22 protein-coding genes are annotated in these 23,037 nt (G+C 41.0%); 16 read left to right on the top strand and 6 right to left on the bottom strand.

The window, feature by feature from the left end; all coding sequences use genetic code 11:
- Positions 1-221 (top strand): transposase (locus QZZ23_RS08205; protein WP_292468723.1); only part of this gene is annotated, 221 nt, incomplete at its 5' end.
- Here QZZ23_RS08205 and QZZ23_RS08200 read toward each other — a convergent pair.
- From QZZ23_RS08200 to QZZ23_RS08185, 4 genes are all read right to left on the bottom strand, one after another.
- The gene (locus QZZ23_RS08200) at positions 201-524 is read right to left on the bottom strand and encodes a hypothetical protein (protein WP_292468721.1); all 324 of its coding nucleotides are present in this window, start codon (positions 522-524) and stop codon (positions 201-203) included. The genes QZZ23_RS08205 and QZZ23_RS08200 overlap by 21 nt on opposite strands.
- Positions 525-801: 277 nt before the next feature.
- The gene (locus QZZ23_RS08195; RefSeq protein ID WP_292468719.1) at positions 802-1,038 is read right to left on the bottom strand and encodes a hypothetical protein; all 237 of its coding nucleotides are present in this window, start codon (positions 1,036-1,038) and stop codon (positions 802-804) included.
- Positions 1,038-1,652 (bottom strand): site-specific integrase, encoded by a 615-nt coding sequence (locus QZZ23_RS08190; protein WP_292468717.1) that lies wholly within the window; start codon positions 1,650-1,652, stop codon positions 1,038-1,040. The genes QZZ23_RS08195 and QZZ23_RS08190 overlap by 1 nt, the downstream gene beginning before the upstream one ends.
- Before the next feature lie 619 nt (positions 1,653-2,271).
- The gene (locus tag QZZ23_RS08185; RefSeq protein ID WP_292468715.1) at positions 2,272-2,667 is read right to left on the bottom strand and encodes a hypothetical protein; all 396 of its coding nucleotides are present in this window, start codon (positions 2,665-2,667) and stop codon (positions 2,272-2,274) included.
- A 185-nt stretch (positions 2,668-2,852) separates the two neighbouring features.
- On the opposite strand from QZZ23_RS08185, the gene wrbA reads away from it, so the two are divergent.
- The 3 genes from wrbA to QZZ23_RS08170 all read left to right on the top strand — a co-directional run bounded on the left by wrbA (position 2,853) and on the right by QZZ23_RS08170 (position 4,922).
- On the top strand, positions 2,853-3,470 hold the full coding sequence (gene wrbA, locus QZZ23_RS08180; RefSeq protein WP_292468713.1) for an NAD(P)H:quinone oxidoreductase: 618 nt from the start codon (positions 2,853-2,855) through the stop codon (positions 3,468-3,470).
- Positions 3,471-3,747: 277 nt separating this feature from the next.
- Positions 3,748-3,879: a hypothetical protein gene (locus QZZ23_RS08175; RefSeq protein ID WP_292468711.1), complete on the top strand. Its 132-nt coding sequence runs from the start codon at positions 3,748-3,750 to the stop codon at positions 3,877-3,879.
- A gap of 215 nt (positions 3,880-4,094) precedes the next feature.
- Positions 4,095-4,922 (top strand): hypothetical protein, encoded by an 828-nt coding sequence (locus tag QZZ23_RS08170; RefSeq protein WP_292468709.1) that lies wholly within the window; start codon positions 4,095-4,097, stop codon positions 4,920-4,922.
- A 106-nt stretch (positions 4,923-5,028) separates the two neighbouring features.
- Here QZZ23_RS08170 and QZZ23_RS08165 read toward each other — a convergent pair whose 3' ends face one another.
- Entirely contained in the window at positions 5,029-5,289 is a 261-nt protein-coding gene (locus QZZ23_RS08165; protein ID WP_292468707.1) for a hypothetical protein, read from the bottom strand.
- Positions 5,290-5,512: 223 nt separating this feature from the next.
- Between QZZ23_RS08165 and QZZ23_RS08160 the strand changes: the two genes are divergently transcribed.
- The 7 genes from QZZ23_RS08160 (at position 5,513) to mutS (ending at position 16,584) form a co-directional block, all read left to right on the top strand.
- The gene (locus tag QZZ23_RS08160) at positions 5,513-9,727 is read left to right on the top strand and encodes an alpha-2-macroglobulin family protein (RefSeq protein ID WP_292468705.1); all 4,215 of its coding nucleotides are present in this window, start codon (positions 5,513-5,515) and stop codon (positions 9,725-9,727) included.
- 106 nt (positions 9,728-9,833) lie between these two features.
- Complete coding sequence (locus QZZ23_RS08155) at positions 9,834-11,126, top strand: AAA family ATPase (RefSeq protein ID WP_292468740.1); 1,293 nt, start codon at positions 9,834-9,836, stop codon at positions 11,124-11,126.
- Positions 11,127-11,134: 8 nt separating this feature from the next.
- The gene (locus QZZ23_RS08150) at positions 11,135-11,992 is read left to right on the top strand and encodes a DUF4435 domain-containing protein (protein ID WP_292468703.1); all 858 of its coding nucleotides are present in this window, start codon (positions 11,135-11,137) and stop codon (positions 11,990-11,992) included.
- Between the two features lie 32 nt (positions 11,993-12,024).
- Positions 12,025-12,621: a hypothetical protein gene (locus QZZ23_RS08145; protein ID WP_292468701.1), complete on the top strand. Its 597-nt coding sequence runs from the start codon at positions 12,025-12,027 to the stop codon at positions 12,619-12,621.
- 67 nt (positions 12,622-12,688) lie between these two features.
- Positions 12,689-13,063: a hypothetical protein gene (locus QZZ23_RS08140; RefSeq protein WP_292468699.1), complete on the top strand. Its 375-nt coding sequence runs from the start codon at positions 12,689-12,691 to the stop codon at positions 13,061-13,063.
- A 154-nt stretch (positions 13,064-13,217) separates the two neighbouring features.
- The gene (locus QZZ23_RS08135; RefSeq protein ID WP_292468696.1) at positions 13,218-13,754 is read left to right on the top strand and encodes an SAM-dependent methyltransferase; all 537 of its coding nucleotides are present in this window, start codon (positions 13,218-13,220) and stop codon (positions 13,752-13,754) included.
- Positions 13,755-13,920: 166 nt separating this feature from the next.
- Positions 13,921-16,584 (top strand): DNA mismatch repair protein MutS, encoded by a 2,664-nt coding sequence (mutS, locus tag QZZ23_RS08130; protein ID WP_292468694.1) that lies wholly within the window; start codon positions 13,921-13,923, stop codon positions 16,582-16,584.
- A gap of 56 nt (positions 16,585-16,640) precedes the next feature.
- Here the strand turns inward: mutS and QZZ23_RS08125 are convergent, their stop codons facing one another.
- On the bottom strand, positions 16,641-17,822 hold the full coding sequence (locus tag QZZ23_RS08125) for a multidrug effflux MFS transporter (RefSeq protein ID WP_292468692.1): 1,182 nt from the start codon (positions 17,820-17,822) through the stop codon (positions 16,641-16,643).
- 211 nt (positions 17,823-18,033) lie between these two features.
- Between QZZ23_RS08125 and mutL the strand changes: the two genes are divergently transcribed.
- The 5 genes from mutL to QZZ23_RS08100 all read left to right on the top strand — a co-directional run bounded on the left by mutL (position 18,034) and on the right by QZZ23_RS08100 (position 22,974).
- On the top strand, positions 18,034-20,046 hold the full coding sequence (gene mutL, locus QZZ23_RS08120; protein ID WP_292468690.1) for a DNA mismatch repair endonuclease MutL: 2,013 nt from the start codon (positions 18,034-18,036) through the stop codon (positions 20,044-20,046).
- Between the two features lie 41 nt (positions 20,047-20,087).
- Entirely contained in the window at positions 20,088-21,098 is a 1,011-nt protein-coding gene (locus tag QZZ23_RS08115) for a cobalt-precorrin-5B (C(1))-methyltransferase (protein WP_292468688.1), read from the top strand.
- A 2-nt stretch (positions 21,099-21,100) separates the two neighbouring features.
- Positions 21,101-21,682 carry a cobalt-precorrin-7 (C(5))-methyltransferase gene (locus QZZ23_RS08110; protein WP_292468686.1) on the top strand — a complete coding sequence of 194 codons (582 nt, stop codon included), beginning with the start codon at positions 21,101-21,103 and terminating at the stop codon, positions 21,680-21,682.
- Between the two features lie 303 nt (positions 21,683-21,985).
- On the top strand, positions 21,986-22,681 hold the full coding sequence (locus tag QZZ23_RS08105) for an energy-coupling factor ABC transporter permease (RefSeq protein WP_292468684.1): 696 nt from the start codon (positions 21,986-21,988) through the stop codon (positions 22,679-22,681).
- Positions 22,678-22,974: an energy-coupling factor ABC transporter substrate-binding protein gene (locus QZZ23_RS08100; protein ID WP_292468683.1), complete on the top strand. Its 297-nt coding sequence runs from the start codon at positions 22,678-22,680 to the stop codon at positions 22,972-22,974. Before QZZ23_RS08105 ends, QZZ23_RS08100 begins: the two co-directional genes overlap by 4 nt.
- The last annotated feature ends 63 nt before the right edge of the window (positions 22,975-23,037 follow it).

Genomic DNA, 23,037 nt, shown 5'->3' with positions numbered 1-23,037 from the left:
GTAACATTCCTGTTAATATCAGGAATCAGAAAAATCCAAAAAGAGGAAGACCTACAAGATTCAAGTATGAGTCATATCGTAAAAGAGGGACAATAGAACGTTTCTTTGCATGGTTGAAAATGGGATTCAGAAAAATAGCAAGTAGATATGAAAGGCTTAATGTTGTTTTCGAGGGACTACTGGATATTTCATATTTTATGTTATGCTGGAAAAAGGTATAAGGGACGTTTTGAAATAGGCTCATTCTTAAAATTGTCAATCTGTAACTCTTCTAGTAAATCCTCATATTTTCTTAATCTAGCTAAAGAAATTGCGTTAGGTCCTCTACAAAAAGCATCATATATTGAAGTAGCAGCAAGAAAAAGAAACATGTTTGAGTCGTAATGTTCTCTCTTAAAATCAGGAAAATCAGTAAGTATACGAGAAAGTATTGGAAATTGTTTTATCGCTTTTTTTCCATTTGATACGAACTCATCTCTATAATTAAAATTACTTTCATCAAATGCATTTCCAGTAATTATCATAAATATCTATTCTTTAGAAGAACTTGCTACTATTGAACTATTTCTATTGTAGTCACAATTTGAGTTTATTAACATTTTTAATAGACCTCCGCACACCCAATCAGTCCCCAAATGAGCATTCAGAGTAAATTATATATCTGCTTCAGCATTCGTCTTCATGTAATGGAGAGTAACCTTAGGTAATCATTGTGCGCATTATGTACAGTTAAGTACTCTGTTAACCTGCATAACAAGAGTACTTGCACATTACAATAGTATTGTGTAAAACCCTGTAATCTCAGACCGGAACCTCAGTAAGTGACAATGCAGTGTTCAATGATATGAAACTGTTTACAATCTTTTGTAATGAGCTATTTATTTTCAACCATACAAACACCCGAATAGATGGATTATCGTTCGTTACAGGGCATCCTGAGCAACCCTTTGCTCTCTCATAGCATCGAGCAAGGATTACAACACTTATGCATCCGAATAATGCAGATACAAATACTTGTGAGAGTAATAATAGGTTCATTACAACCCCATTTTAAAAGGTTCATCGTACTTCAATAGTTCTTTTTGCAGGTCATCGATACTATAATTCAGGTAATGCATAGTTGTTTCGATATTTTTGTGCCTGAGATACCTTGAAACACTAATCAAAGGAACACCTGAATCAAGTAAATTCTGGGCACGGCTTCTTCGAAATGTATGGCAACCGATGCGTTTCTCAATTCCGGCATCTTTGCATAATTGGTTCACTACAACATAAACGTGAGAACGTGAAACCTGAATGCTTTTATTTGAAAACATTATATAATCGTTTGGTTTCAGATTATTGTTCTTTATATACCTTGATAGAGTCTTTTGTGCTTCTTGTGGTAAATGTGCTTTACGTAAGTCATGATTTGAAACACCCTTTGCATTGTAGATTTCGATACAATTGTTATCAAAGTCTATATCTCTCACACGAACATTGATAGCCTCGGAAACACGTAATGCAGGGAAATATAACAATGTCACCCATGCTTCATATTTCTCGGAAAGGTTATGCAGAGATAATATTTTTTGCAGTTCTAATATTTTGAGCCATTCTTTTGAATAATGTTTTATTTCTTTTTTAGTTGCCTTATCTTTTTTGTTTTTCATATAATTCATTTTATCACAATTAAAAAAATATAACAACTGCTATAAAACTGTTTTGTTTATAAATAGAGCATTTTAAAATCGATAGCAGTGGAATAATGAATAATAATCGTTATGACTAAAAACCTAACAAAATAATAAAATTGTTAGATTTAATTTATGGGGATTTCATGCTAAGAAAATTCTTATAATTGTTTTCGATAGATTAAATATCTAAGAGAATACAATTACTTCTTGCAGAAGGTAAACATGGTTTGATTAAATCTTTTTTACTGCAAAGAAAAAGTATTGTGTAAAGTTTTGAAAGAAATACTTAATATAACCTCAAAACAATAAAATAAAGTAACCAATATTAAAGGTGGTGAAAAAAGATTATCACAGAAGAAATGTTAAGGGAAATTGTTGGAGCAATAACCCTGTACATATCCGTTAATGCAATTGTGCATCTATTAGATGTCGTCAATCACCTAACATAACGTAACATTTTATGATTAGGTATTGACAATATATAAATTTTGCCGGATTCATTTTTTCCGGTACTTTTTTTGTTTTCGCTTTAGTATAAAAGCAGAGGAATTAAATTTTTATTTATATGTATAAAACATACTTATGGTAAAGGCACTTATGTTTCAATTCCTTTCCTGAAAAGGTACCATTGAATACCCTTTGCGGTAACGACCATTGTGAACATGAGGACTGCCAGTATTTGTTTGACTGTCATTTGGGCTATTCCAAATTCCTCAACCCAGAACAGCAGGGCTATTAAAATGAATGTGATCAGCCAGGAGTATGAAAGTCCATAAGCTCCTATCTTGATTGTTCTTTCATCCTTCACAGGCCCATTACGATATCGTTTTGCTCTAATGAACGTGACAAAGAGGATGATGGCTCCGATATTTATCAGGCTGATGCCGCTTTGTTGATAGTCTTCGAAAATTGCAACCAGTACAATTCCAGCCATGATGAGCACGAAGGCCAGTGTATAACTTATTTTGATATATTTTTCTAGTTTTTCCATACAATTCCCTCTATATCTAATTCTAACATTATATTAGATATTAGTCTCATTATATTATATATATCTAACATCAAGTATTTAAAGTCATGTTTCATCCTGGCAACTGGTAACTTATTTATCCTGTAGTTTCACCATATAAGAGGTTGTCAGCGTTAACATCATAGCTATTCAAACAGGTGAGGATTATGAAAATAAATGTTATTTTTTACAGTTTGTACGGCCACAACTACAAGATGGCTGAAGCAGTGGCTGAAGGTGCCAGGGAAGTTGAGGGCGCAGATGTTGGTCTGTTCCAGATTCAGGAAACCTTCACTCCTGAGATTGTTGAAAAGATGGGGGCAACAGAATCCAAACAGAGTTTTGAGCACATCCCTGTTGCAACAATTGATAATCTTACAGAAGCAGATGCCATCATCTTCGGTACGCCTACACGTTTTGGGATGATGGCGGCACAAATGCGTGCTTTCCTTGACAGGACAGGAGGCATCTGGGTAAAAGGTGCCCTTATCGGTAAAGTGGGTAGTGTATTCACATCCAGCAGCACCCAGCACGGAGGTCAGGAGTCCACGATATTGAGTTTCCACACGACCCTCCTGCATCATGGAATGATAATAGTAGGTGTCCCGTATTCTGAAACAAGACAATCTGTTCTTACTGAGATCACAGGCGGCAGTCCATACGGTGCTTCAACGGTTGCAGGCAGTGGTCCGAATACGCGGCATCCAAGTGAGAACGAACTTGGGATTGCAAGGTTTCAGGGCAGGCATGTTGCAGAGATCACGAAGAAGCTGGTTGGAGAGTGAATACTATCGTGTTGTTGCTAATTCAAAGATGAACAAAAAGTTGAACTCTTTATTTTGTGCAATATGTCTATAATAGGAATCATTGAATCTGCACTCATAATATTTTATAGATATGTAAAAGTTTATAGCAATACGTGTTAATAGTAATGATTGTAGCAGGTTGTGTTATACTTCCTCTGGATAATAAAGTAAAATATGAAATTGTACCTATTGGATTTATATCTGTATTAATTGCTATGTTGCTATACAGGTAAGTTCTGATGATACGGAAAATGATGTGACCGAAGGTGAAACACTGACTTATTTTGTCAATCGTGAAGACTTCAATAAAGTGAAGATCGGGGATAGAGTTGAATGTAAAATATCAAGGTACCGTTTTGTCAGGATTGACAAAATAACGGTTATGTAGATTAAACTGATTTTCTAATGCAACAACACCAACTCTTCAAAACATAGTCTGTTTTTTCATGTAATATATAAATTTATAACAAATGGTACTCTATTTGGATGCAGAGTTGAATGAACAGAAATCTTCTTTATTTTATGTTTTGCTTCGTTTTGTGTAGCACGGTTATGTTATCGGGATGTGTTTCCAAGCAGAATGAAATCAAAACAATGACAACATTGTCTGGTATTGATGCATTTGAAATTAACAAAGTCTTGATAAGAAATGGGTTGAGCAGAGAATCAAGCACTATAGACGACACAATTGAAATTGAGAAACTAATTTCCATTCTGAATGAATACTCATTGGAAAAAGTTTCGGAAAAGTCTGATTTGAACGGATATAAATATTTTTTTTATTTCTATACCGATTCTGGTAATGTTTCCCGGGTCAGTATTGTGGACACTAATACCTTACAGGTTGATAGGGTATTTTATAATGTAATTAATCATCCAATTGACCTAGCAGAAATTGAGGAGTTTATTGAATCTTCATCTAATTTTAAATCAGTTCCAAGTGATGAAGGGTTGAATGTTGAAATTTCGGGGATAGTTGAATCTTTAAGTATTGAATATCTGGTTTCACAGTCTGATATTATTATTGAAGGAACTGTGACAGGTGCTTATCCATCCAGGTGGAACACTCGTGATGGGCAAAGACCAGATAAGTCTGATAGTGAACTGGACATTGGAGTAGAGGATATGATTTATACTGATGTTGGAATTCATGTTAGTAAATATCTCAAAAATCCATTGGACACTGGGGACTTACAAATAGCAGTGGATGGTGGGACAGTTGGTAACGATTCCATATGGGTTGAAGATAGTCCTTCATTTGAACATGGTGAAAACGTTCTGCTTTTTTTGAACTGGACTCCGGGGAGGGAAGAAATGACTGTTACTGGTGGTTATCAGGGTAAGTTCACAGTAATTGAAGATGGTATGGCTAAAAGGTCAGATGGTGAATCTGTGAATATCACTGAGTTGACTAATATGGTCGGAGAGTGATTGGTGTGAAGGATACATGATTATAAAATCGAGGTTTCAGGGCAGGCATGTTGCAGAGATCACGGAGAAACTGGTGAGAAAAATGAAATTATGAGGTGCTAAAACCTCACATATAGTTAAGGGAATATATCCAAATACCCATGAGAATGAATCCTGCTCCAAGTATGATTCCTAAAGGGGCAAAAATGTGTTTTATAATCTTAGTTGTTTTTTCAACACCAAATGCTTTTCTCCAGAGGAATGCTTTTGGACTTGTTTCAGCATATTTTTGTGCATACTCAAGGTCTTTCAGAAACTTTGTAGCATAATACAGGTTTAAAGCACCCACTCCTATCAAAAGGACTGTGTTAAGAATTATTTCATCCATGCTAACAAATAATATATTAATTAAATATATATTAATTGGTGTAATTTTGATTTCTTTAGCGTGTACACATCATTATAATCTTCAAAAAAGACAGGATTCCAAAACCATTCACAACCACTCCACATAACTTCGAACATCTTTGAAGTTTAAGCAAAGTATATACAGTTCTACTCCCAAACTCTTTACTAAGAAACAAAATACCCTTATTCTGGAGTGGTTAAAAGTGAACATAACAGGAAAAAAATCAGTATCTTTCATAGTAATTGTATCGTTGTTTGCAGTTTTAATTTCAGGTTGTATTGGAAATGATGGTGAACTATCATCCAATATAGCCGGTCCGTGCAGTGGACAGGTATCCTCATCAGGGGATGAGTTCCTGATACTGGCACCGAAGATGCTCTTCTCAGGAGGGGAAAGCTCCATAACAATGGCAGCTTTCTCCGATAATGAACCGGTGACTCGTTGCGTGGAATACACGCTCACTGACGAGGACAGCAATGAGATACCTCTTGTCCAGGTATCAACTTCTGAATCAGGAAATGTTGTAGCTTCTTTTGAAGTGCCGGACGTTGAAGAAGGTACATATGTGCTCACCGCAAAACCTTCAGGGTTTGATACTGAGTTCAAGGCAACCGTGGAAGTTGTAAAGAACAATCCTCTTTTCATTGAAACTGACAAGCCGATCTACAAGCCTGGACAGATGATACATGGAAGAATTCTCTCCCTTAACAACAATCTTATACCTGTTCAGGAGAACATCACAGTTGAGATAACAGATGCAAAAGGCATCAAGGTCTTCAAGGAAGAACTAAATTCCAATGAATATGGTGTTGCATCTTTTAATCTTCCCCTTGCATCCGAATTGAACTTGGGAACATGGAAGATAAGTGCAAAAGCAGGTGATTCCTCCTCTATGGTTGACCTCCAGGTGGACAAATATGTGCTTCCAAAGTTCGACGTCTCACTTGAAACACCACATGAGTGGTTCCTTGTTTCTGATGAGATTACAGGTACGGTTTCAGCCAATTATTTCTTTGGTAAGGAAGTTGAGGGAGACGTGCTTGTTGAAGCTTCACGCTATGTGGGTGAATGGGAGCAGTATGCAACTTTCTCCGGCACACTTGAGAACGGTTCCGTAGAGTTCGAGCTTCCTGAAGTAGAATATGCAACCGGAACATATGGAGCAGGCGGGCAGGCGAGTCTCATGCTTAACGTGACTGTCACAGATACAGGCAACCACAGCGAGACCACTAACAAGCTACTTACAATATCCGAGGCTCCACTTGTAATTCAGCTTATACCCGAGTCCAGTGTCATTAAACCGGGAATGCCATTGCAGGTTCTTGTTGTAACAAAGGATCCGGGAGGTAATCCGGTGGATACTGAAGTGACAGTAGAGACCAGGATAAGGGATGATTCATATGAGTCTACAAATGACGAGTTTATCCTGAATACGGATGGTGGAGTTGCCATGCTTGAACTGGACATTCCAAATGACAGTACCAATCTTTACATGGCAGCCTATGCTGATGATGCCTGGGTAAGTGAATCTCTCAATGCTGCCTACTCACCAAGTGCCAGTTTCATACATATCACTCAGACAAGTGAGGGAATTCCGGAAGTAGGAGATATAATTTCTTTCCATGTCTACTCCACAAATCCAGGAACTGTTTTTTATGATGTATTTGCAAATGGCAGGACAGTGTATTCTGCTACAAGCGACGAGAGTGATATAAGCATACCTGTAACACCGCAGATGAGTCCGCAGGCAAAGGTTGTTGCTTACATGATCAACCCAAACAGTGAGGTATCAGTGGACGTACTTCCATTCGATGTGGAATTCTCCGCACAGGTAGACCTTACCAGTTCATTTGATACAGAATCTGCTGAGCCTGGAGACAATGTGACAGTTGATTTTGATGCAGGCAGCAAGTCCATGATAGGTTTCTCCATTGTAGATGAATCCGTATATGCACTCAGTGAGGGCAGGCTCAATCTCAAGCAGGTATTTGATGAGCTGGAAAAGCGTTTCATGGAACCCATGTCAGAATCACATCCTTACTGGTACATGGAAGGAGCATATGATGCCCTTGATAATGCCGGTATGGTTGTAATGGCTTCACCAGGTATTGAAGTACCCCGTTCTGAAGTTAATGATTTCGAAATGGATGGATTCGCAGGAGGTATGGTGAAAGGTGAATTCGTAGTGGCAGATGAAGCAATGGAAGAGGTTGCAGAAATGCCAACGATGGAAGCACCCACTGACTCTGCAGACTCAATACCTGAAGAAGAGGGTGGAGAACTCGCAGAAGTGCAGCGTGTACGCCAGTTCTTCCCTGAAACATGGGTGTGGATGCCTGAACTGCTAACAGATGATGCGGGTCTTGCAAGTCTTGACCTGACAGCACCGGACAGCATCACCACATGGAGGCTACATGCAGTATCATCAGGTCCTGATGGTATTGGTATTTCTGAATCCAGTCTCACGGTGTTCCAGGACTTCTTTGTTGATCCGGACCTGCCATATTCCGTAACAAGGGGAGAAACATTCCCTGTACAGGTGCAGGTCTACAACTATCTTGACACAGAGCAGGATGTCAAATTGACACTATCAGGTGCAGACTGGTTCGATATTATTGGTGACGATGTGCAGACAGTTACAGTGGATGCAAATGGTGTTGGATATGCCAGTTTCACAATAAGCCCTACCGAGGTTGGCAAAAAGATTATTGAGATAACAGGTCAGACCACAGAAAGAGCCGATGCAGTCAGAAAAGATATCATTGTAGAAGCAGAAGGTGCAACCCGTGAACTTGTAGATAACGGAGTGCTCAGCAACGGTTCTGTGGAACTTGATGCCACACTGCCAGCAGACATTGTTCCTGATTCGGAGAAGGTACTTGTGAGTTTCACCCCGAGCATCGTGGCTCAGAGCATAAGTGGAGTGGACGACCTGCTTGGTATGCCTTATGGATGTGGTGAACAGAATATGATGCTCTTCTCCACCGATGTTGAGGTATTGCGCTATCTGAAGGCAACAGGAAAGGATAATCCGGAAGTGAGGGCAAAGGCTGAGATGTACATAATCACTGGCTATCAGCGTGAACTGACCTACCGTCACAATGATGGCTCTTTCTCAGCATTCGGTGAGAGTGATGAGAGCGGCAGTCTCTGGCTGACGTCTTTCGTGCTATCCCAGTTCAGTGGTGCAAGGGATGTAACAACCATTGACGAGAATATTCTCTCAGAGTCTGCGGACTGGATAGAATCTTATCAGCAGGAGGATGGCTCATGGGAGCAGGTCGGTTTCGTTATCCACCAGGATATGATGGGCGGTGTCAGTGGCACCTACGCACTGACATCATACGTAACCCTTGCACTGAATGAATATGGTTCTGCAAGTCCTGTTGTCATGGCAAATGCCCAGAAGTATCTTGAGGATAATCTTGCAAGCCAGGATGATCCTTATGCGCTGGCAATAGGTACACTTGTACTACAGAAACTTGACAGCCCATTTGCTGATAAAGCTCTAAATGATCTGTTAGCAATTTCAAAACAGGATGATGACGGCACATACTGGGGCTATGGGGATGGAGCAGTGCCCATGCCATACGAAGATATTGGATACAGCTACTTGGTACCATCCAGCAAGAATGTGGAAACCACAGCATATGCTACACTTGCACTTATCGAGGCTAAGAACCCGACTGCCATATCTTCACTGAAATGGATATCTGCACAGCGCAATTCCAACGGAGGATTCTCCAGTACTCAGGATACTGTCATGGCTTTCAGGGCACTGATGAGTGCAGCAGCCTTTGCTGGCAGGGATATCGATGCCACTGTGCACGTGATTGCTGACGGAACTGAGATAAAGTCGGTGGAAGTTAACCAGCAGAACTTCGATGTAGTTCAGATAATTGAGATTCCTGAAGGTACATCAGAACTTAAGCTTGAAATGGAGGGTACAGGAGACCTGAACTTCCAGCTTGTCAGGCGTTTCAATGTCATCCTGCCTGATGCCATCGAGCAGAATGAGATCGAGCTTGATGTAGAGTACGATTCCACAGATGTTGCTGTGAATGACATAGTTACCGTGAATGCTCGTGTGAAGTACAACGGAATCCGTGGCATCGCTGGCAGCATAACTTCCAGTGGCATGATGATTGTGGATCTCGCAGTTCCAACAGGTTTCAGTCCGGTGCCATCAAGCCTTGAAGCTCTCAAGGAAGAAAACCTGATAACCCGCTACGAAATAGCAGGCAGAAAAGTAATCCTCTATATCGATGACATGCAGCCAGGTGAGGAACTGGTCCTCAGTATGCAGGTCAAGGCACTGTTCCCGGTGAAGGCTATCGTATCGGAGAGCAAGGCATACTCATACTACAATCCGGAGGTTGTGGCTGAAGCGAAAGGAATGGATGTGACCGTGGTTTGAATGAACAAATGAAGGGGTGGACACCTCTTCAGCTTATTTTTAATTTGATCTCCAAGATTTGAAAAGTGCTATATATCTTAGTTTTCAATTGATTTATGGTATACTGATGAATATTACACAAATTAAGATCAAGAAACTGTTTGATCTATATGACCATGAGATCAAACTGAATTCTAATGAAAGAATAACTATTATCTATGGACCCAATGGGGTCGGCAAGACTATCATTTTGCAGATGTTAAGGTCTATTTTCAATACAAAATATGATATTTTCTACAAGGTTCCATTTGAAGAGTTTTTAATTGAGTTCGATAATGGTAACGTATTATTCCTGAAAAAAATCTATAATAAAGACAAAAATCAGGATGAGTTAATTCTTAATTTGAATGGTAATGAGGCAACTCAAATTCAGCTCGATTGTATGCCAGATACAAAAACATTTGACAAAATTATACGTAATTATCCAAATCTGAAGAAGATCGAAGCAAATGAGTGGCTGGATTTATCAGATGGAGAAATATTGAATACCGGGGACGTTTTGGATCGTTATGATATTTGTTTGCCTGAGAAAAAGAATGGTGTTGGTTGGTTTAATGATATCAAAGAGAAAATAAATGTTGATTTCATAGAAACTCAAAGGCTTATAATACTGAGTAACTCAAGGAAAAAATATCCAACTCCAAAAACGTCAATAAAAAAGACAGTTAGCAATTATTCATCGGAACTGTCTAAAGAGGTTCAAAGACAGCTTGCTAAATATGCAACTCTTTCTCAATCATTAGATCGGTCTTTTCCAATTCGTCTGGCAAAAAAGAAAACGGATGTAGATTACACTGATCTTGAGCAAGATCTGTCAAAATTAGAGGAAAGAAGAAAAAATCTGATTCAGATTGGTGTTTTGGATGCTGATTATGAATTCGATTATTTGACTGATATTCCGGAAGTAAATCAGGAAAATGCCCACGTTCTTTCAGTATATATTGAGGATGTAGGGAAAAAACTGGATGTTTTTAATGACCTGACAATTAAATTAAATCTGTTTGTCAGCATAATTAATAATAGGTTTGTGAATAAGCGCTTGTCAGTTAGTAAGGACAAAGGGTTTGTAATTAAAACTTCAAATGAACGTGAAATCCAACCTCGGGATCTTTCTTCCGGTGAGCAACATGAATTAGTTCTCTATTACGAGCTTTTATTCAAGATCGAACCTGGTTCTCTGATTCTAATTGATGAACCTGAGATATCATTGCATATCGGATGGCAAAATGAGTTTTTAAATGACCTGATGAAAGTGATAGATCTTGCGGGTTTTGACGTGCTGATAGCAACACATTCTCCTGATATTATCGGGGATCGGTGGGATTTGACAGTACCATTAGAGGCAAAAGTTGAGAATTAGGTGTTTTTGTGAGAGAGCAAATTACATCACATCGCATTGCAAACCAGGTGAGGATGAGGCGTCAGGATTCTCATAATTCTATTTTGCTCGTTGAGGGACGTACGGACAAAAGGGTATTTACAGATATCATTGACGGGGACTATTGTGATATTGTCTATGCTGTCTATAAAGATAAATTGTTATCTGCTCTATCAATACTGGAAAATAGTGGGGAAAAAGGTGTTCTTGGGATAGTGGATGCAGATTACTGGCATGTGAACCAAATTAGTCCGGAAAGATACAGCAATAATTTGCTAACCACCGATTCACATGATATAGACACAATGATAATGGCATCACATGCCCTGGAAAAAATGCTTAGCGAGTATGCAACAGATTTCAAATTGCAATCACTTGGGAGGACGATACGGGAAATATTGCTTGAAAGCGGTACTGTTATTGGATATATTAGATGGGCCTCCAGAAAATATAATCTGAACATTGATTTTAAATTCCTGAATTTCTACAAATTTGTTGATACAAAAGATTTGACTGTAAATATCAACAGGTTGTACAAAGAACTGAAGGCCAAATCAAGTAACAGGGATATGAATGATGCCGTGGTGAAAACACATATCAATGGTCTGATAACATTAAATGCAGATGTGTGGAATATCTGCCAGGGCCACGATTTGGTCGAGATCTTAACCATTGGGCTTAAAGAGATATTTGGAAATCATGCAAAAGACAATCTGGACTCAGATATAGTTTCAAAGAATCTAAGACTGGCTTACAATTTATCACATTTTATCCATACAAAGCTATACACAAGTATCAAAGAATGGGAAGACGCAAATTCTGAATTCAGGATCTTATTAAGATCATAATTTTTTAATGGCAGTTTTAGGTATGTGGTGAAATGGATTTCAGATTGATCTTTATAATCGGATTTGCAGGATTTGTCGTGACCGTCATCCTGTTGGCAATTATCTTTACTCTCCTCAATGAGAAGAAGCGATCAAAAAACCTGAATGAACAGGCCAGACTACTTGGGTTTCGACCGGCTTCAAAGGACATTGTCACATCCCTGAATTTTGAACAGATCAAACTTGGTAACAAGCAGAAGCTTTACAATGTGTTTACTGGCACTTTCAGCGGGTTATCGATAATTTCATTCGACCTGAACATCACGATTGGCAACCTGGGGTATGGGACAGGTACTTCCCATGGAAATATATTCAAGTTATCTGGCATGATTTTTAAGAAAAATGCTCCGATCTTTAGGTTACAGCCACTTTCTCCTCTGTCCACAAATGGTTACAATGAGCTATTTTCTCTGGGAGGTGATCGCTTATTTATGAACGATACTCTTGCACAGTGTATAGGCAAAAATTATGCCATTGAATCTAATGGAACCCATGTGTTGTTTGTTCCTTCCGGGAACCGTGTTGTTAATATCAATAAGGAAATAAAAGCTGCTTATGAAATATTGCAGGGTATAAGTTCAGAACAGTAAGTATATATTTAATTCAAATCCAAATATTGATGTTTAATTCTCAGGGGGATTTCAAACGAACAAATATTTGAAGATGATACTTTTCGGACTGATACTGTGGCTGGTGCCTTTCATAGTCTCCTTTGCCTTTGTGGACAGGCAGGGCAATTTCACCATAGATGAGACCTTTTTTAAATCAATTATGGTAGTAACAGGTGCACTTGTTGGCGTAGTTCTTGCTGTGAGATATTTCAGGGATGTTGAAATAGATTATGTCAACGATGCTATCCTTCTTGGAGTTATATGGCTGGTAATCAATTTTGCATTGGACCTGTCAATGGTATTCGGTGGATTTTTCCAGATGACTGTTGTCGAGTACTTTAAGGATATCGGAATGAGGTATCTTGCCATGCCAATTTACACTATAGGTATGGGATATGCGTTGGTGCAAAAAGCAAAATGAGTTCCATCCGGATCTATATGCAACGATTGGTATGCAACAATTTAAAAACACAATTGAAACATCTTTATCGTTTTCAAAATTAATGCAATAATATATGTCGGTCTAGTACCAGAATGTTGTTCCCTGGGGTCGCTCTTTCCATGAGTATGTTGATATGTTCAAGCTCAAAGCTGAAGATATGGGCAGATCAATCCTTGGCTGTGGTGATGGTCCTGCAAGCTTTAACTGTGAGATGAACATCCAGGAAAAGTCGGTTGTTTCAGTTGATTCTATTTATGATCTGGACAGGGAAACTATACGGAAAAGAATTAATGAAACTTATGTTGAAGTACTGGGACAGACAAAGGCTAACAAGGATGAATTTGTCTGGAAAAACATTACTTCTGTTGAGGAATTAGGAAAAATTCGTATGAATTCAATGAATATGTTTCTTGACGACTTTGAGGAAGGCAAAAAGCAGGGCCGTTATGTTGCAGCTGGACTTCCTGAGCTACCGCTTGCAGACAAATCCTTTGAGATGGCGCTGGTATCACACCTGCTGTTTTTGAACTCAGAACAGCTTTCCTTTGATTTTAATATTCAAGTTATTGATGAGCTTTTGAGGGTTGCAGGTGAAGTGAGAATATTCCCTCTGATCGACCTGAATTCAAGGGAATCCATACATCTTGATGAAGTGATTGGTCATCTGTAGTCCTGTGGATTCACTGTCCGTGAAGAAAAGGTGAACTATGAGTTCCAGAAAGGTGGGAACACTATGCTTAAAATTATTATGGAATATATTTTACGATTTCTTCCAATGCAAACACAAAAATACTAACAGCCAGATAATTTGGAATACTAATTTTGTGTGAGTCACTATGGAAAAGATAACACCTGCCATGCAGCAGTTCTATGCAGCCAAGGAAGAGCATAAGGACGCCCTCATATTTTTCAGGATGGGGGATTTTTATGAGTCCTTTGGAGATGATGCAAAGACCATCGCAAAGGAGCTTGAGATCACCCTGACCACTCGTGGAAAGAGTAAGGACGGGGAAAAAATGCCACTTGCCGGTATCCCATATCATGCAATTGATACTTATCTTCCCCGGCTTATCAAAAAGGGCTATAAGGTCGCTATATGTGAGCAGCTCGAGGACCCAAAAAAGGCCAAGGGTGTAGTGAAAAGAGGGGTTGTACGTGTAGTCACACCGGGTACCGCGATGGATTCTTCCATGTTCTCTGATTCCTCTAACAACTATCTTATGGCATTGTATGGGGAAAAAGATGAATACGGTATCTCATTTTTGGATATTTCCACCGGTGAATTCCTGACCACACAGTTCACAGACATCGCTCCGTATAATAGAATTGCCAGTGAGGCAGCACGTATGAGGCCATCAGAATGCATCATGCCACGTTCCTTGCTTGCTGATTCCACTCTCACAGAGCGCCTGAAGGAACTGAGGATCATCATTCATGAGTTTGAAGGGGATGCTTTTGATTCCGAAAGGGCTGAAAAAGTGCTCAGTGAACACTTCAAAGTATCAACTCTGGAAGGCATGGGATGCAGTGAACTCCCGTGTGCAGTGTCTTCTGCAGGAGCAGCATTGCGTTATGCAATGGATACCCAGATGAGGGAACTATCGCAAGTGCAATCTCTTCACACATATTTTGATTCTGAGTTCATGGTGCTAGACGCCATCACTTTGAGGAATCTTGAGATTGTCAGGAATGTAAGGGGTGAAGGAAATGATTCTTCTCTGATTGGAGTGCTTGATGAGACAAAGACTCCAATGGGGAGGAGGCAACTTCAGAAATGGCTCCTGAAGCCGCTGGTCTCGGCAGATGCTATCAATGGTCGCCTGGACTCTGTCGCATGGCTTCAGGACAACACCCTCGTTCGCTTTGATATCCGTGCTCATCTATCTTATGTAAAGGACATGGAACGGCTTGTTGGAAGGGTAATGTATGGTAATTCCAATGCAAGGGATCTTGTGGCTTTGAAAAAGTCACTTGAAGCTGTTCCACTTTTACTTGAATCTCTCCGGGAATGCAAAGATGTGGATTTGCTAGAGAGCATCGTATCACAGCTCTCTTCTTTCGGGGAACTTAACGATCTTGCCAAACTGATTGACAGTGCCATTGTGGAAGAACCGCCTCTCAGTGTGAGGGATGGGGGAATGATTAAACCCGGCTACAATGAGCAGTTAGATGAGCTGTTCGACCTTTCAAAGAACGGAAAGCAATGGATTGCCAGATTCCAGCAGAAGGAAAGGGAAAGGACTGGGATCAAGTCCATGAAGGTCGGTTACAACAAGGTTTTCGGATATTATCTTGAGGTAACAAAGGCTAACATTTCCCAGGTTCCTGATGATTATATCAGGAAGCAGACAATGACCAATGCCGAGCGGTTCTACACTCCTGAACTCAAGGAGCGTGAAAGTGCCATCCTTTCCGCTGATGAGAAAATGACAGCTCTTGAATATGAGTTGCTCTGCGATATCAATTCAACTGTTGCATTATACTCAAAACAATTGCAGGAGACAGCAGGATTCATTGGGATGCTGGATGTAATGACAAACCTTGCCGAAGTGGCTGCTAATAACAATTACGTAAGGCCAGCTATCACTCCTGATTGCAGGCTCCTTATCAGGGATGGCAGGCACCCTGTTGTGGAGAATACTGTTCCCGGAGGTTTTGTTCCCAATGATACAGAAATGGATTGCAGCGAGAACCAGTTCCAGCTTATAACCGGACCAAACATGGCCGGTAAATCCACTTACATGAGACAGATAGCCATGATAGTCATAATGGCACAGGCAGGTTCCTTCGTGCCTGCTTCCCATGCTTCTATCGGTATTGTGGACAGGGTGTTCACAAGGGTTGGTGCTTTCGATGATCTCGCTAGCGGACAGAGTACTTTCATGGTTGAGATGGTGGAACTTGCAAACATCCTGAATAACGCAACCCCGAAAAGTCTGGTGCTGCTGGATGAGATTGGCAGGGGTACGAGTACCTATGACGGTTACAGTATCGCCAAGGCTGTGGTGGAATATATCCACAACAAAGGCCGTGTAGGTGTAAGATCACTTTTCGCCACGCACTACCATCAACTCACTGAAGTTGCAGGCAATCTTAAGAGAGTAAGAAATTACCACATTGCTGTAAAGGAAGAAGGTGATGACCTTGTCTTCCTGCGCAAGATCGTGCCGGGTGCGACGGACCGGAGTTACGGTATCCATGTTGCGAGGATAGCTGGTGTTCCGCATGCTGTCACCACACGGGCAAAGGAGATCCTTGAGGATATTGAAAACGAGTGTATGATCAGTGAGGATGATCGCAAGGGTGGCAGGAAAAAGCCACGCAGCAATGCCAAGTATACTCAGGTGATACTGTTCGATCAGGACGCGTCATATGGTGAAACAGCTCCTCATCCTGTAATAGGGGAATTAAAGGAGATGGATTTGAATTCAATGACACCGCTTGAAGCACTCAACAGACTCAGCCAGTTAAAAAACAGGCTTCTGGAAGAAGAACGATAAGCGCGAGAGAGCATCCCGTGCTCATTCATTTTTTTATTTCATTTTTCACTTACACTCTATTGACCTGTGCCAATGACCTTCTTTTGTAATATCATCCAGGCAACCAGGGTCAGAGCACCGCAAAGCAAAGTGATACTTCCTAAAATCTGCATGCGCTCCATCCATTCCTGAGACACGATCCACATTCCAACAGCTCCAAGTGTGAAGTAGGTGAATATCAATAAAGACGAAGCAGAGCCTGCATCTTTGTGTACCTGTTCAAGTACCAGGTGGTTACTCGGAGGTCTGCTGATTCCTATGGAATACGTTATCAATGCCATGGGAATTGCAAAGCTCCAGGGTCCGCGCTGACCAATTATGAGAATAAGTACCGCTCCAAGTGTTATTCCTGTAAAACCGGCAGTCATCAGGTGTTTGGAGTTCATTCTGTCTGTAAGTTTCAGGCATGACATTGATCCTGCCATCAGGGCCAGGGCATTGAAGGCGAAGAAGTAGCTGAAATTCTGTTCGTTCAGGCCAAATACATTGATGTAAATGGCTGAAGAGCCGGCAATGAAACTGTATAACGGTAAAAGGCTCACAGACATCACAAGGACCATTATTACATAATTCTTGTTAAGTAATAGATTGCCATAAGAATGCATAACCTTTGACAGGGGTGTTTCTGAATTTTGTTTCAATGTTTCCGGTTTTTTGAGGACACCCAGAAGGCCTATGGCACCCATTATTCCCTGGGCAACGAATATCCAGTGCCATGTAAGGTATGTTAATAGCCATCCTCCTATGATTGGAGCAAACATGGGGGCAAGCGCCATAATTATGGCTATATAGGCAAGTATCCTCTGTCTTTCCATTCCTGAAAATATGTCTTTTGTCATGGCCATTGAAAGGGATGCACTGGCGGCAGCACCTGCAGCTTGTAGTATACGAAATGCTATCAATGTGGCTGCACTGTCAGCCATGGCGCAGAGTAAACTGGCAAATATGTACAGTGAAATACCGACTATCAATGGTTTCTTGCGTCCGTACCTGTCTGAAATCGGCCCGTAGAAAAGCAGGAAGAACCCGTAAGTAATGAAAAAACAAATGAGGATCAAATTGACCACTGCCAGTGGCTCATTCCACATTCGGGCAAGGGATGGAATCGCAGGCAGTATCATATCTGTGGAAAAAGCTGGAAAGGCTGTCAAAAGAGCTAACAAAGGTACAATGTTTTTTAGTTTTTCAGGATTATCCATCGTGAACCTTCTAATTTTATGTTGCCTCTAATAGCATGAATATTTATAATTGTGTTGGGCATAGATTCTTCTTAATCTTTAGTGGGACTTGGCTTGAGGATGCATTAAAAGAAATGTTTCTAATGCAAACACAAAAATACTAACAACCAGATATTTTCGCTTTGAAAGGTCAGAGCGCATAAATATACTTATTGTGGACAGGAAGTGAAAAATGACGGATAAAGCATGTGATATCAAAGGTTCCAGAATAAAATTGCTGGATGAGTCCACCATCAATAAAATAGCAGCGGGTGAAGTGATTGAGCGTCCGGCTTCCGTGGTAAAGGAGCTTATTGAGAACTCCCTTGATGGGTATGCATCCGAAGTTCGAGTGGAAATAGGGGGGTATGGCACGAAAAGTATTCTGGTCGTGGACAATGGTATCGGAATGAGCCATACGGATGCTTCCTTTGCCTTTAAGAAACATGCCACCAGCAAAATAAACACTATCGAGGACCTCGACCGTATCCTCACGATGGGGTTTAGGGGGGAGGCTCTGGCGTCCATTGCTTCAGTTGCGAGGGTGGAGCTTATCACTCGTCAGGAGGACAGCATCGAGGGAACCAAAGTTGTTGTTGACAGCAGTGGTATCAGGAGTATAACTTCCGCAGGTACGGCTGTGGGTACAAGCATACTTGTCAACGATCTGTTCTACAGCACACCTGCCCGCAAGAAATATCTAAAGAGTACACGGACGGAGCTTGCACACATTGTTGATGTTGTTTCACGAAACTGTCTTTCCCACCCAGATGTTTCATTCACTCTTCTTATAGATGGCAAGGTTACTCTAAGGTCACCTTCATCGGCTAAAATGCTGGACAGCATCGTTCACCTTTATGGTGCTGATGTTGCACGTTCCCTTGTTCCCCTGGAATACGAGTCTGACCTGCTTACTATATCCGGTTATATCTCAAAGCCTGAACTCACAAGGAGTGGAAAGGACCTTCAGGTTTTTTTCATAAATGGAAGGTCTATTTTTTCCAATCAGATCAGCAATGCTGTCAGGCTTGGATACTACACCCTGCTTCCTAAGGGTCGCTATCCTGCAGCTTTTCTTAATTTCAATATTGACCCTCTAAATGTGGATGTAAACGTGCATCCTGCAAAAAGGGAAGTTAGGCTGAGTCACGAGAAAGAGATTAGTGTCATAATCGTATCGGCTGTAGAGAAAGCCCTTGCTAGGGGGTCACTTGTTCCTGAAGTGCAGTTGAAGAAGAAAGATGTTCCTGTCCAGTCACAGTTGTATACTCCGAAGTCCGAAAAAGACACCTCCTCTTCGGAAAAATCAAATGCTTACAAAGCAACTGAGTCAGTAAAACTGGCTGAGCCTACAGAAGCTCTTGAATCGGTTGGATTGGCTGATTCACATGAATCAGTTCTAATTATTCCTTATTCCAATGACGATCAACCGGGTCTTAATTCGGAAACTGCTGCTCCAATCATAATTCCAGATTCAGCACAGATTGAAAGATCAAGACCAAATGTTATAAAAGAAGAGAAAGAACCTTATCACTACCCTGCAAAAGACACCCAGCGCCGTCTGAAAAGAAGTGAGAGGCTGCAGATGATTGTTACGTCAGATGAAGTAGCAGAATTAAATGCATCTTTCAGTCCGTTGAATGTGAAGGTTTACGGGCAATATGCCGATCTTTACATAATATGTGAAATGGATGGCAAGCTTATACTTATTGACCAGCATGCTGCACATGAGCGGGTAATGTATGAGCAGGTGCTGAAGGTTCGGGATATGGGCTGGCAGGAGCTTATCACGCCTGTAACACTTGACTTAAGCCAGAAGGAGAAAGCAATTATTGAGGAATTCATTCCTCAACTGGAAGAGATGGGTTTTTCTGTATCGGAATTTGGTCCTAAGAGTTATGTGGTGACTACGGTTCCAAGTATCTTCGGGAAGCTTGAGGATACGGATGTCATTCATGATATCATCTCAGATCTTCTGTCCGTGGGCAGGGTGAAGGAGGATACTGAGAGATATGATCTTCTTTGCAGTACAATGGCATGCAGGGCAGCCATCAAGGCAGGTGCTGTGTGCAACACTAAACAGATGGAAGACCTCATACGCCAGTTAATGCGCTGCAGTAATCCCTATACATGCCCGCATGGTCGTCCGGCAATGATTTCTTTTACGAAGGATGAACTGGCAAAGCTCTTCAAAAGGACTGGGTAGAGTCGGTAGATTTTAAAAGTATTAATTACAATTGACCTGAGATGATCGACCCGGTAAATAAATCCAAGATCCCAGAAGAATGGCTGGATCGCTCTAAAATGCAACGTGAAGAGCTGGAAGAAAGTATAAAAAATGGAACTCTTGTAGTTTTAAGTGATGGTTCTGTGCTAAAAAGAGGGTATACTACCGGGACCACTGCAGCTCTGGCTGCAAAAGCATCAGTTCTATCTCTTGCAGGAGAGGTGACACATGTTTCTGTACCAACACCGGTAGGCCTTCGTGCAGAACTGGATGTCAAGGGCAGTAAAGGACACGCTGTTGCAGTGAAAATGAATAACGATCACGAATCTGATATTACCAGGGGTCTTGAGTTTGTCGCCGATGCCAGAGAGGCAGAAGGCATTACTGTTTACGCAGGCGAAGGTATAGGAATTGTCACCCGTAGCGGCCTTGAATCTAAAAAAGGACATCCTGCTATAAACCCACGGCCAATGGAACAAATAAAGGCATCTATTGCCGAAGCTGTTGAAGAACTTGGTTTGAAGGGGGCTGAAGTTACTATTTATCTGCCACGTGGCAAGGAAATTGCAAAGCAGACGCTGAACAGTCGTATTGGTGTCATAGATGGAATATCTATTCTTGGAACAACCGGATTTGTGGAGCCTTGGAATGATCACCTGGGTGAAATGAAAGGAGATCTCATCAGATGTTCTGACAAGGTAGTGCTTACAACCGGAAGGATCGGTATCAGATATTCTACCATGCTTTTCCCTAATCACACTGTTGTACTTGCCGGAAGCCGTATCTCCGAAGCTCTCTCTGCAGCTCATGGAGATGTGGTTATTTGCGGACTTCCCGGCCTTGTGCTTAAATGGGGTAACCCTGACATGTTAAAGGATAGCGGTTTTGCCACAGTTGTTGAGATGCTTGATCTTGATCCTCAGAATGAGCTCCTTAAACAGGCATTTGACATGTCTGTGGAAAAAGGTAATGGTGCCCGTATCGTTGTTGTTGACAGGGATGGTACCGTGTTGATGGACAGCGGGGAATAAATATGATTATAGTGGGTGTCGGTGTTGGGCCTAAAATGCTCACCCAGGAAGCAATAGAAGTTATCAGTAATGCTCCTGTTGTTTATGGTTCCAAACGCTCCATTGAACTTGCTGAAGAGTTCATCAAATGCGAGACTCATCTGATCAAGGATTACAAGAGCCTTCATCTTTTACCTGAGGATGCTGTTATTTTATCTACAGGGGATCCAATGTTCTCCGGTCTTGGTAAGTTTGCCACTGAAAATGATCGGGTTGTTACTGGCGTATCTTCAATACAGGCCGCATGTGCGCGTTTCCATGTGGAGATGTCAAATCTGGCTCTTATAACGGCACATGGAAGGGATCCTGCTCCTGCAAAAGAAGCTCTTATCAGGGAAATTGGTCTGGGCAAAAACATTTTTCTGTTGCCTGCTGACAGTTTTGGCCCGGTAGAAGTTGCAGCGTTTCTCCAGGACATGAATGTTGACGCCCGTATCTGTATCTACGAAGACATCGGTTATCCTCATGAGCGTGTAATATGCGGTACCGTGTTGGAACCACCTGAAAATCATTCAAATATGTATTGTATTGTTATTGTGCGGTAGACATTTTTTCAATTGAATTTTATTTTTATGTAATAGAACAACTTATTCTGTTTATGTCTGTTTGCCATTCATTCAGTTTATTCAATTCGTCTTGAGTGATATCACTTTGTCTATATTCATATGTGTCTTTCGCATTAATTGTACGTTTGTTATCTATCATGTAAATGATAGTAATCCAAATCATGAATCGTTATATTTATGTACCATAACATATTACATCCAGTATATAAAACAAATTTGGTTGATTTCAACTGGTACTCTAATTGATTGTGTATGGTGAACAAAAATGGAAGGTGACAATTAATGCATATATTTGAGGGCTTTCTACCATCTCCCTGGTGGCAGGCATGGTTTGCAATATCTATTCCTGTGATATTGTATGGTATGTATAAGATGAATAAACTTGTAAGTGAAAGGCGAGAGGTTGTACCTCTGCTGGCAGTAGCCGGAGCATTTATATTCGTTCTTTCATCCTTGAAACTTCCTTCCGTTACCGGAAGTTCTTCTCATCCTACCGGGACCGGAATGGCAGCCATTCTATTTGGACCGGCAATCACGGCTGTTCTAGGTGTAATCGTTCTTATCTATCAGGCAATTTTCCTCGCACATGGTGGTATAACAACCCTTGGTGCAAATGCTGCATCTATGGCAGTAATTGGTCCTTTGGTTGCTTATCTGTTCTATAAAGCAGCATCCAAAGCAGGAATGAACTTTTACTTGAATGTTTTTCTTGCAACTGCAATTGCAGATTGGGTGACTTATGTTGTAACTTCTCTGCAACTGGCGCTGGCCTTCCCTTCGGCGAGTGGTGGTGTATTGGCGTCATTCGCTGCATTCGCTGGAATATTTGCAACAACACAGGTGCCACTTGCAATACTGGAAGGTGCCCTTACAGCACTTATCATGAAATATGTAGTTCAGATCAAAAGTGATGTACTGGTCGACCTTAATGTCCTTACTACTACAGCAGTTACAAAACTCAAGGAGGCAATGCAGTGAAACTTGAGTACATTGTAGCTGTTATTGTGTTACTTTTCGCTGGTCAGTTCTTCTATGGGGTGTTAGCAAACCCTGACTCTGAATTTGGTGGTGCAGACGGTGCAGCTGGTGATTTGGTTTCAGAGATTTCTCCTGGTTATGAGCCTGCAGAACCATGGTTTCAAAAGTATCTCTTTGAGCCTCCTGGCGGAGAAACCGAAAGTCTGCTCTTCGCACTTCAGGCTGCATTTGGTGCAATTGTAATAGGGTACACAATTGGATATTATAGGGGAAAGGGTGAGAGCAATAAATAACGTGTGTCCCGATGGACATGATCGTCTCCATTTTTCTCTTCTTTTTTGTATTGTTTGTTGTAA

This window comes from Methanolobus sp. (assembly GCF_016278385.1).
Classification (GTDB): Archaea; Halobacteriota; Methanosarcinia; order Methanosarcinales; family Methanosarcinaceae; genus Methanolobus.
The sequence above is the reverse complement of the archived record's forward strand: the minus strand, read 5'-3'. Positions and strand labels throughout refer to the sequence as shown.

Excerpts from the sequence above, each read along its gene's own strand:
- wrbA (WP_292468713.1), top strand. The coding sequence starts at position 2,853 with ATGAAAATAAATGTTATTTTTTACAGTTTGTACGGCCACAACTACAAG.
- QZZ23_RS08190 (WP_292468717.1), bottom strand. The coding sequence starts at position 1,652 with ATGAAAAACAAAAAAGATAAGGCAACTAAAAAAGAAATAAAACATTAT.
- QZZ23_RS08185 (WP_292468715.1), bottom strand. The coding sequence starts at position 2,667 with ATGGAAAAACTAGAAAAATATATCAAAATAAGTTATACACTGGCCTTC.
- QZZ23_RS08110 (WP_292468686.1), top strand. The coding sequence starts at position 21,101 with ATGATTATAGTGGGTGTCGGTGTTGGGCCTAAAATGCTCACCCAGGAA.
- QZZ23_RS08165 (WP_292468707.1), bottom strand. The coding sequence starts at position 5,289 with ATGGATGAAATAATTCTTAACACAGTCCTTTTGATAGGAGTGGGTGCT.
- mutS (WP_292468694.1), top strand. The coding sequence starts at position 13,921 with ATGGAAAAGATAACACCTGCCATGCAGCAGTTCTATGCAGCCAAGGAA.
- QZZ23_RS08195 (WP_292468719.1), bottom strand. The coding sequence starts at position 1,038 with ATGAACCTATTATTACTCTCACAAGTATTTGTATCTGCATTATTCGGA.
- QZZ23_RS08115 (WP_292468688.1), top strand. The coding sequence starts at position 20,088 with ATGATCGACCCGGTAAATAAATCCAAGATCCCAGAAGAATGGCTGGAT.
- QZZ23_RS08135 (WP_292468696.1), top strand. The coding sequence starts at position 13,218 with ATGTTCAAGCTCAAAGCTGAAGATATGGGCAGATCAATCCTTGGCTGT.
- QZZ23_RS08105 (WP_292468684.1), top strand. The coding sequence starts at position 21,986 with ATGCATATATTTGAGGGCTTTCTACCATCTCCCTGGTGGCAGGCATGG.
- mutL (WP_292468690.1), top strand. The coding sequence starts at position 18,034 with ATGACGGATAAAGCATGTGATATCAAAGGTTCCAGAATAAAATTGCTG.
- QZZ23_RS08155 (WP_292468740.1), top strand. The coding sequence starts at position 9,834 with ATGAATATTACACAAATTAAGATCAAGAAACTGTTTGATCTATATGAC.
- QZZ23_RS08200 (WP_292468721.1), bottom strand. The coding sequence starts at position 524 with ATGATAATTACTGGAAATGCATTTGATGAAAGTAATTTTAATTATAGA.
- QZZ23_RS08145 (WP_292468701.1), top strand. The coding sequence starts at position 12,025 with ATGGATTTCAGATTGATCTTTATAATCGGATTTGCAGGATTTGTCGTG.
- QZZ23_RS08125 (WP_292468692.1), bottom strand. The coding sequence starts at position 17,822 with ATGGATAATCCTGAAAAACTAAAAAACATTGTACCTTTGTTAGCTCTT.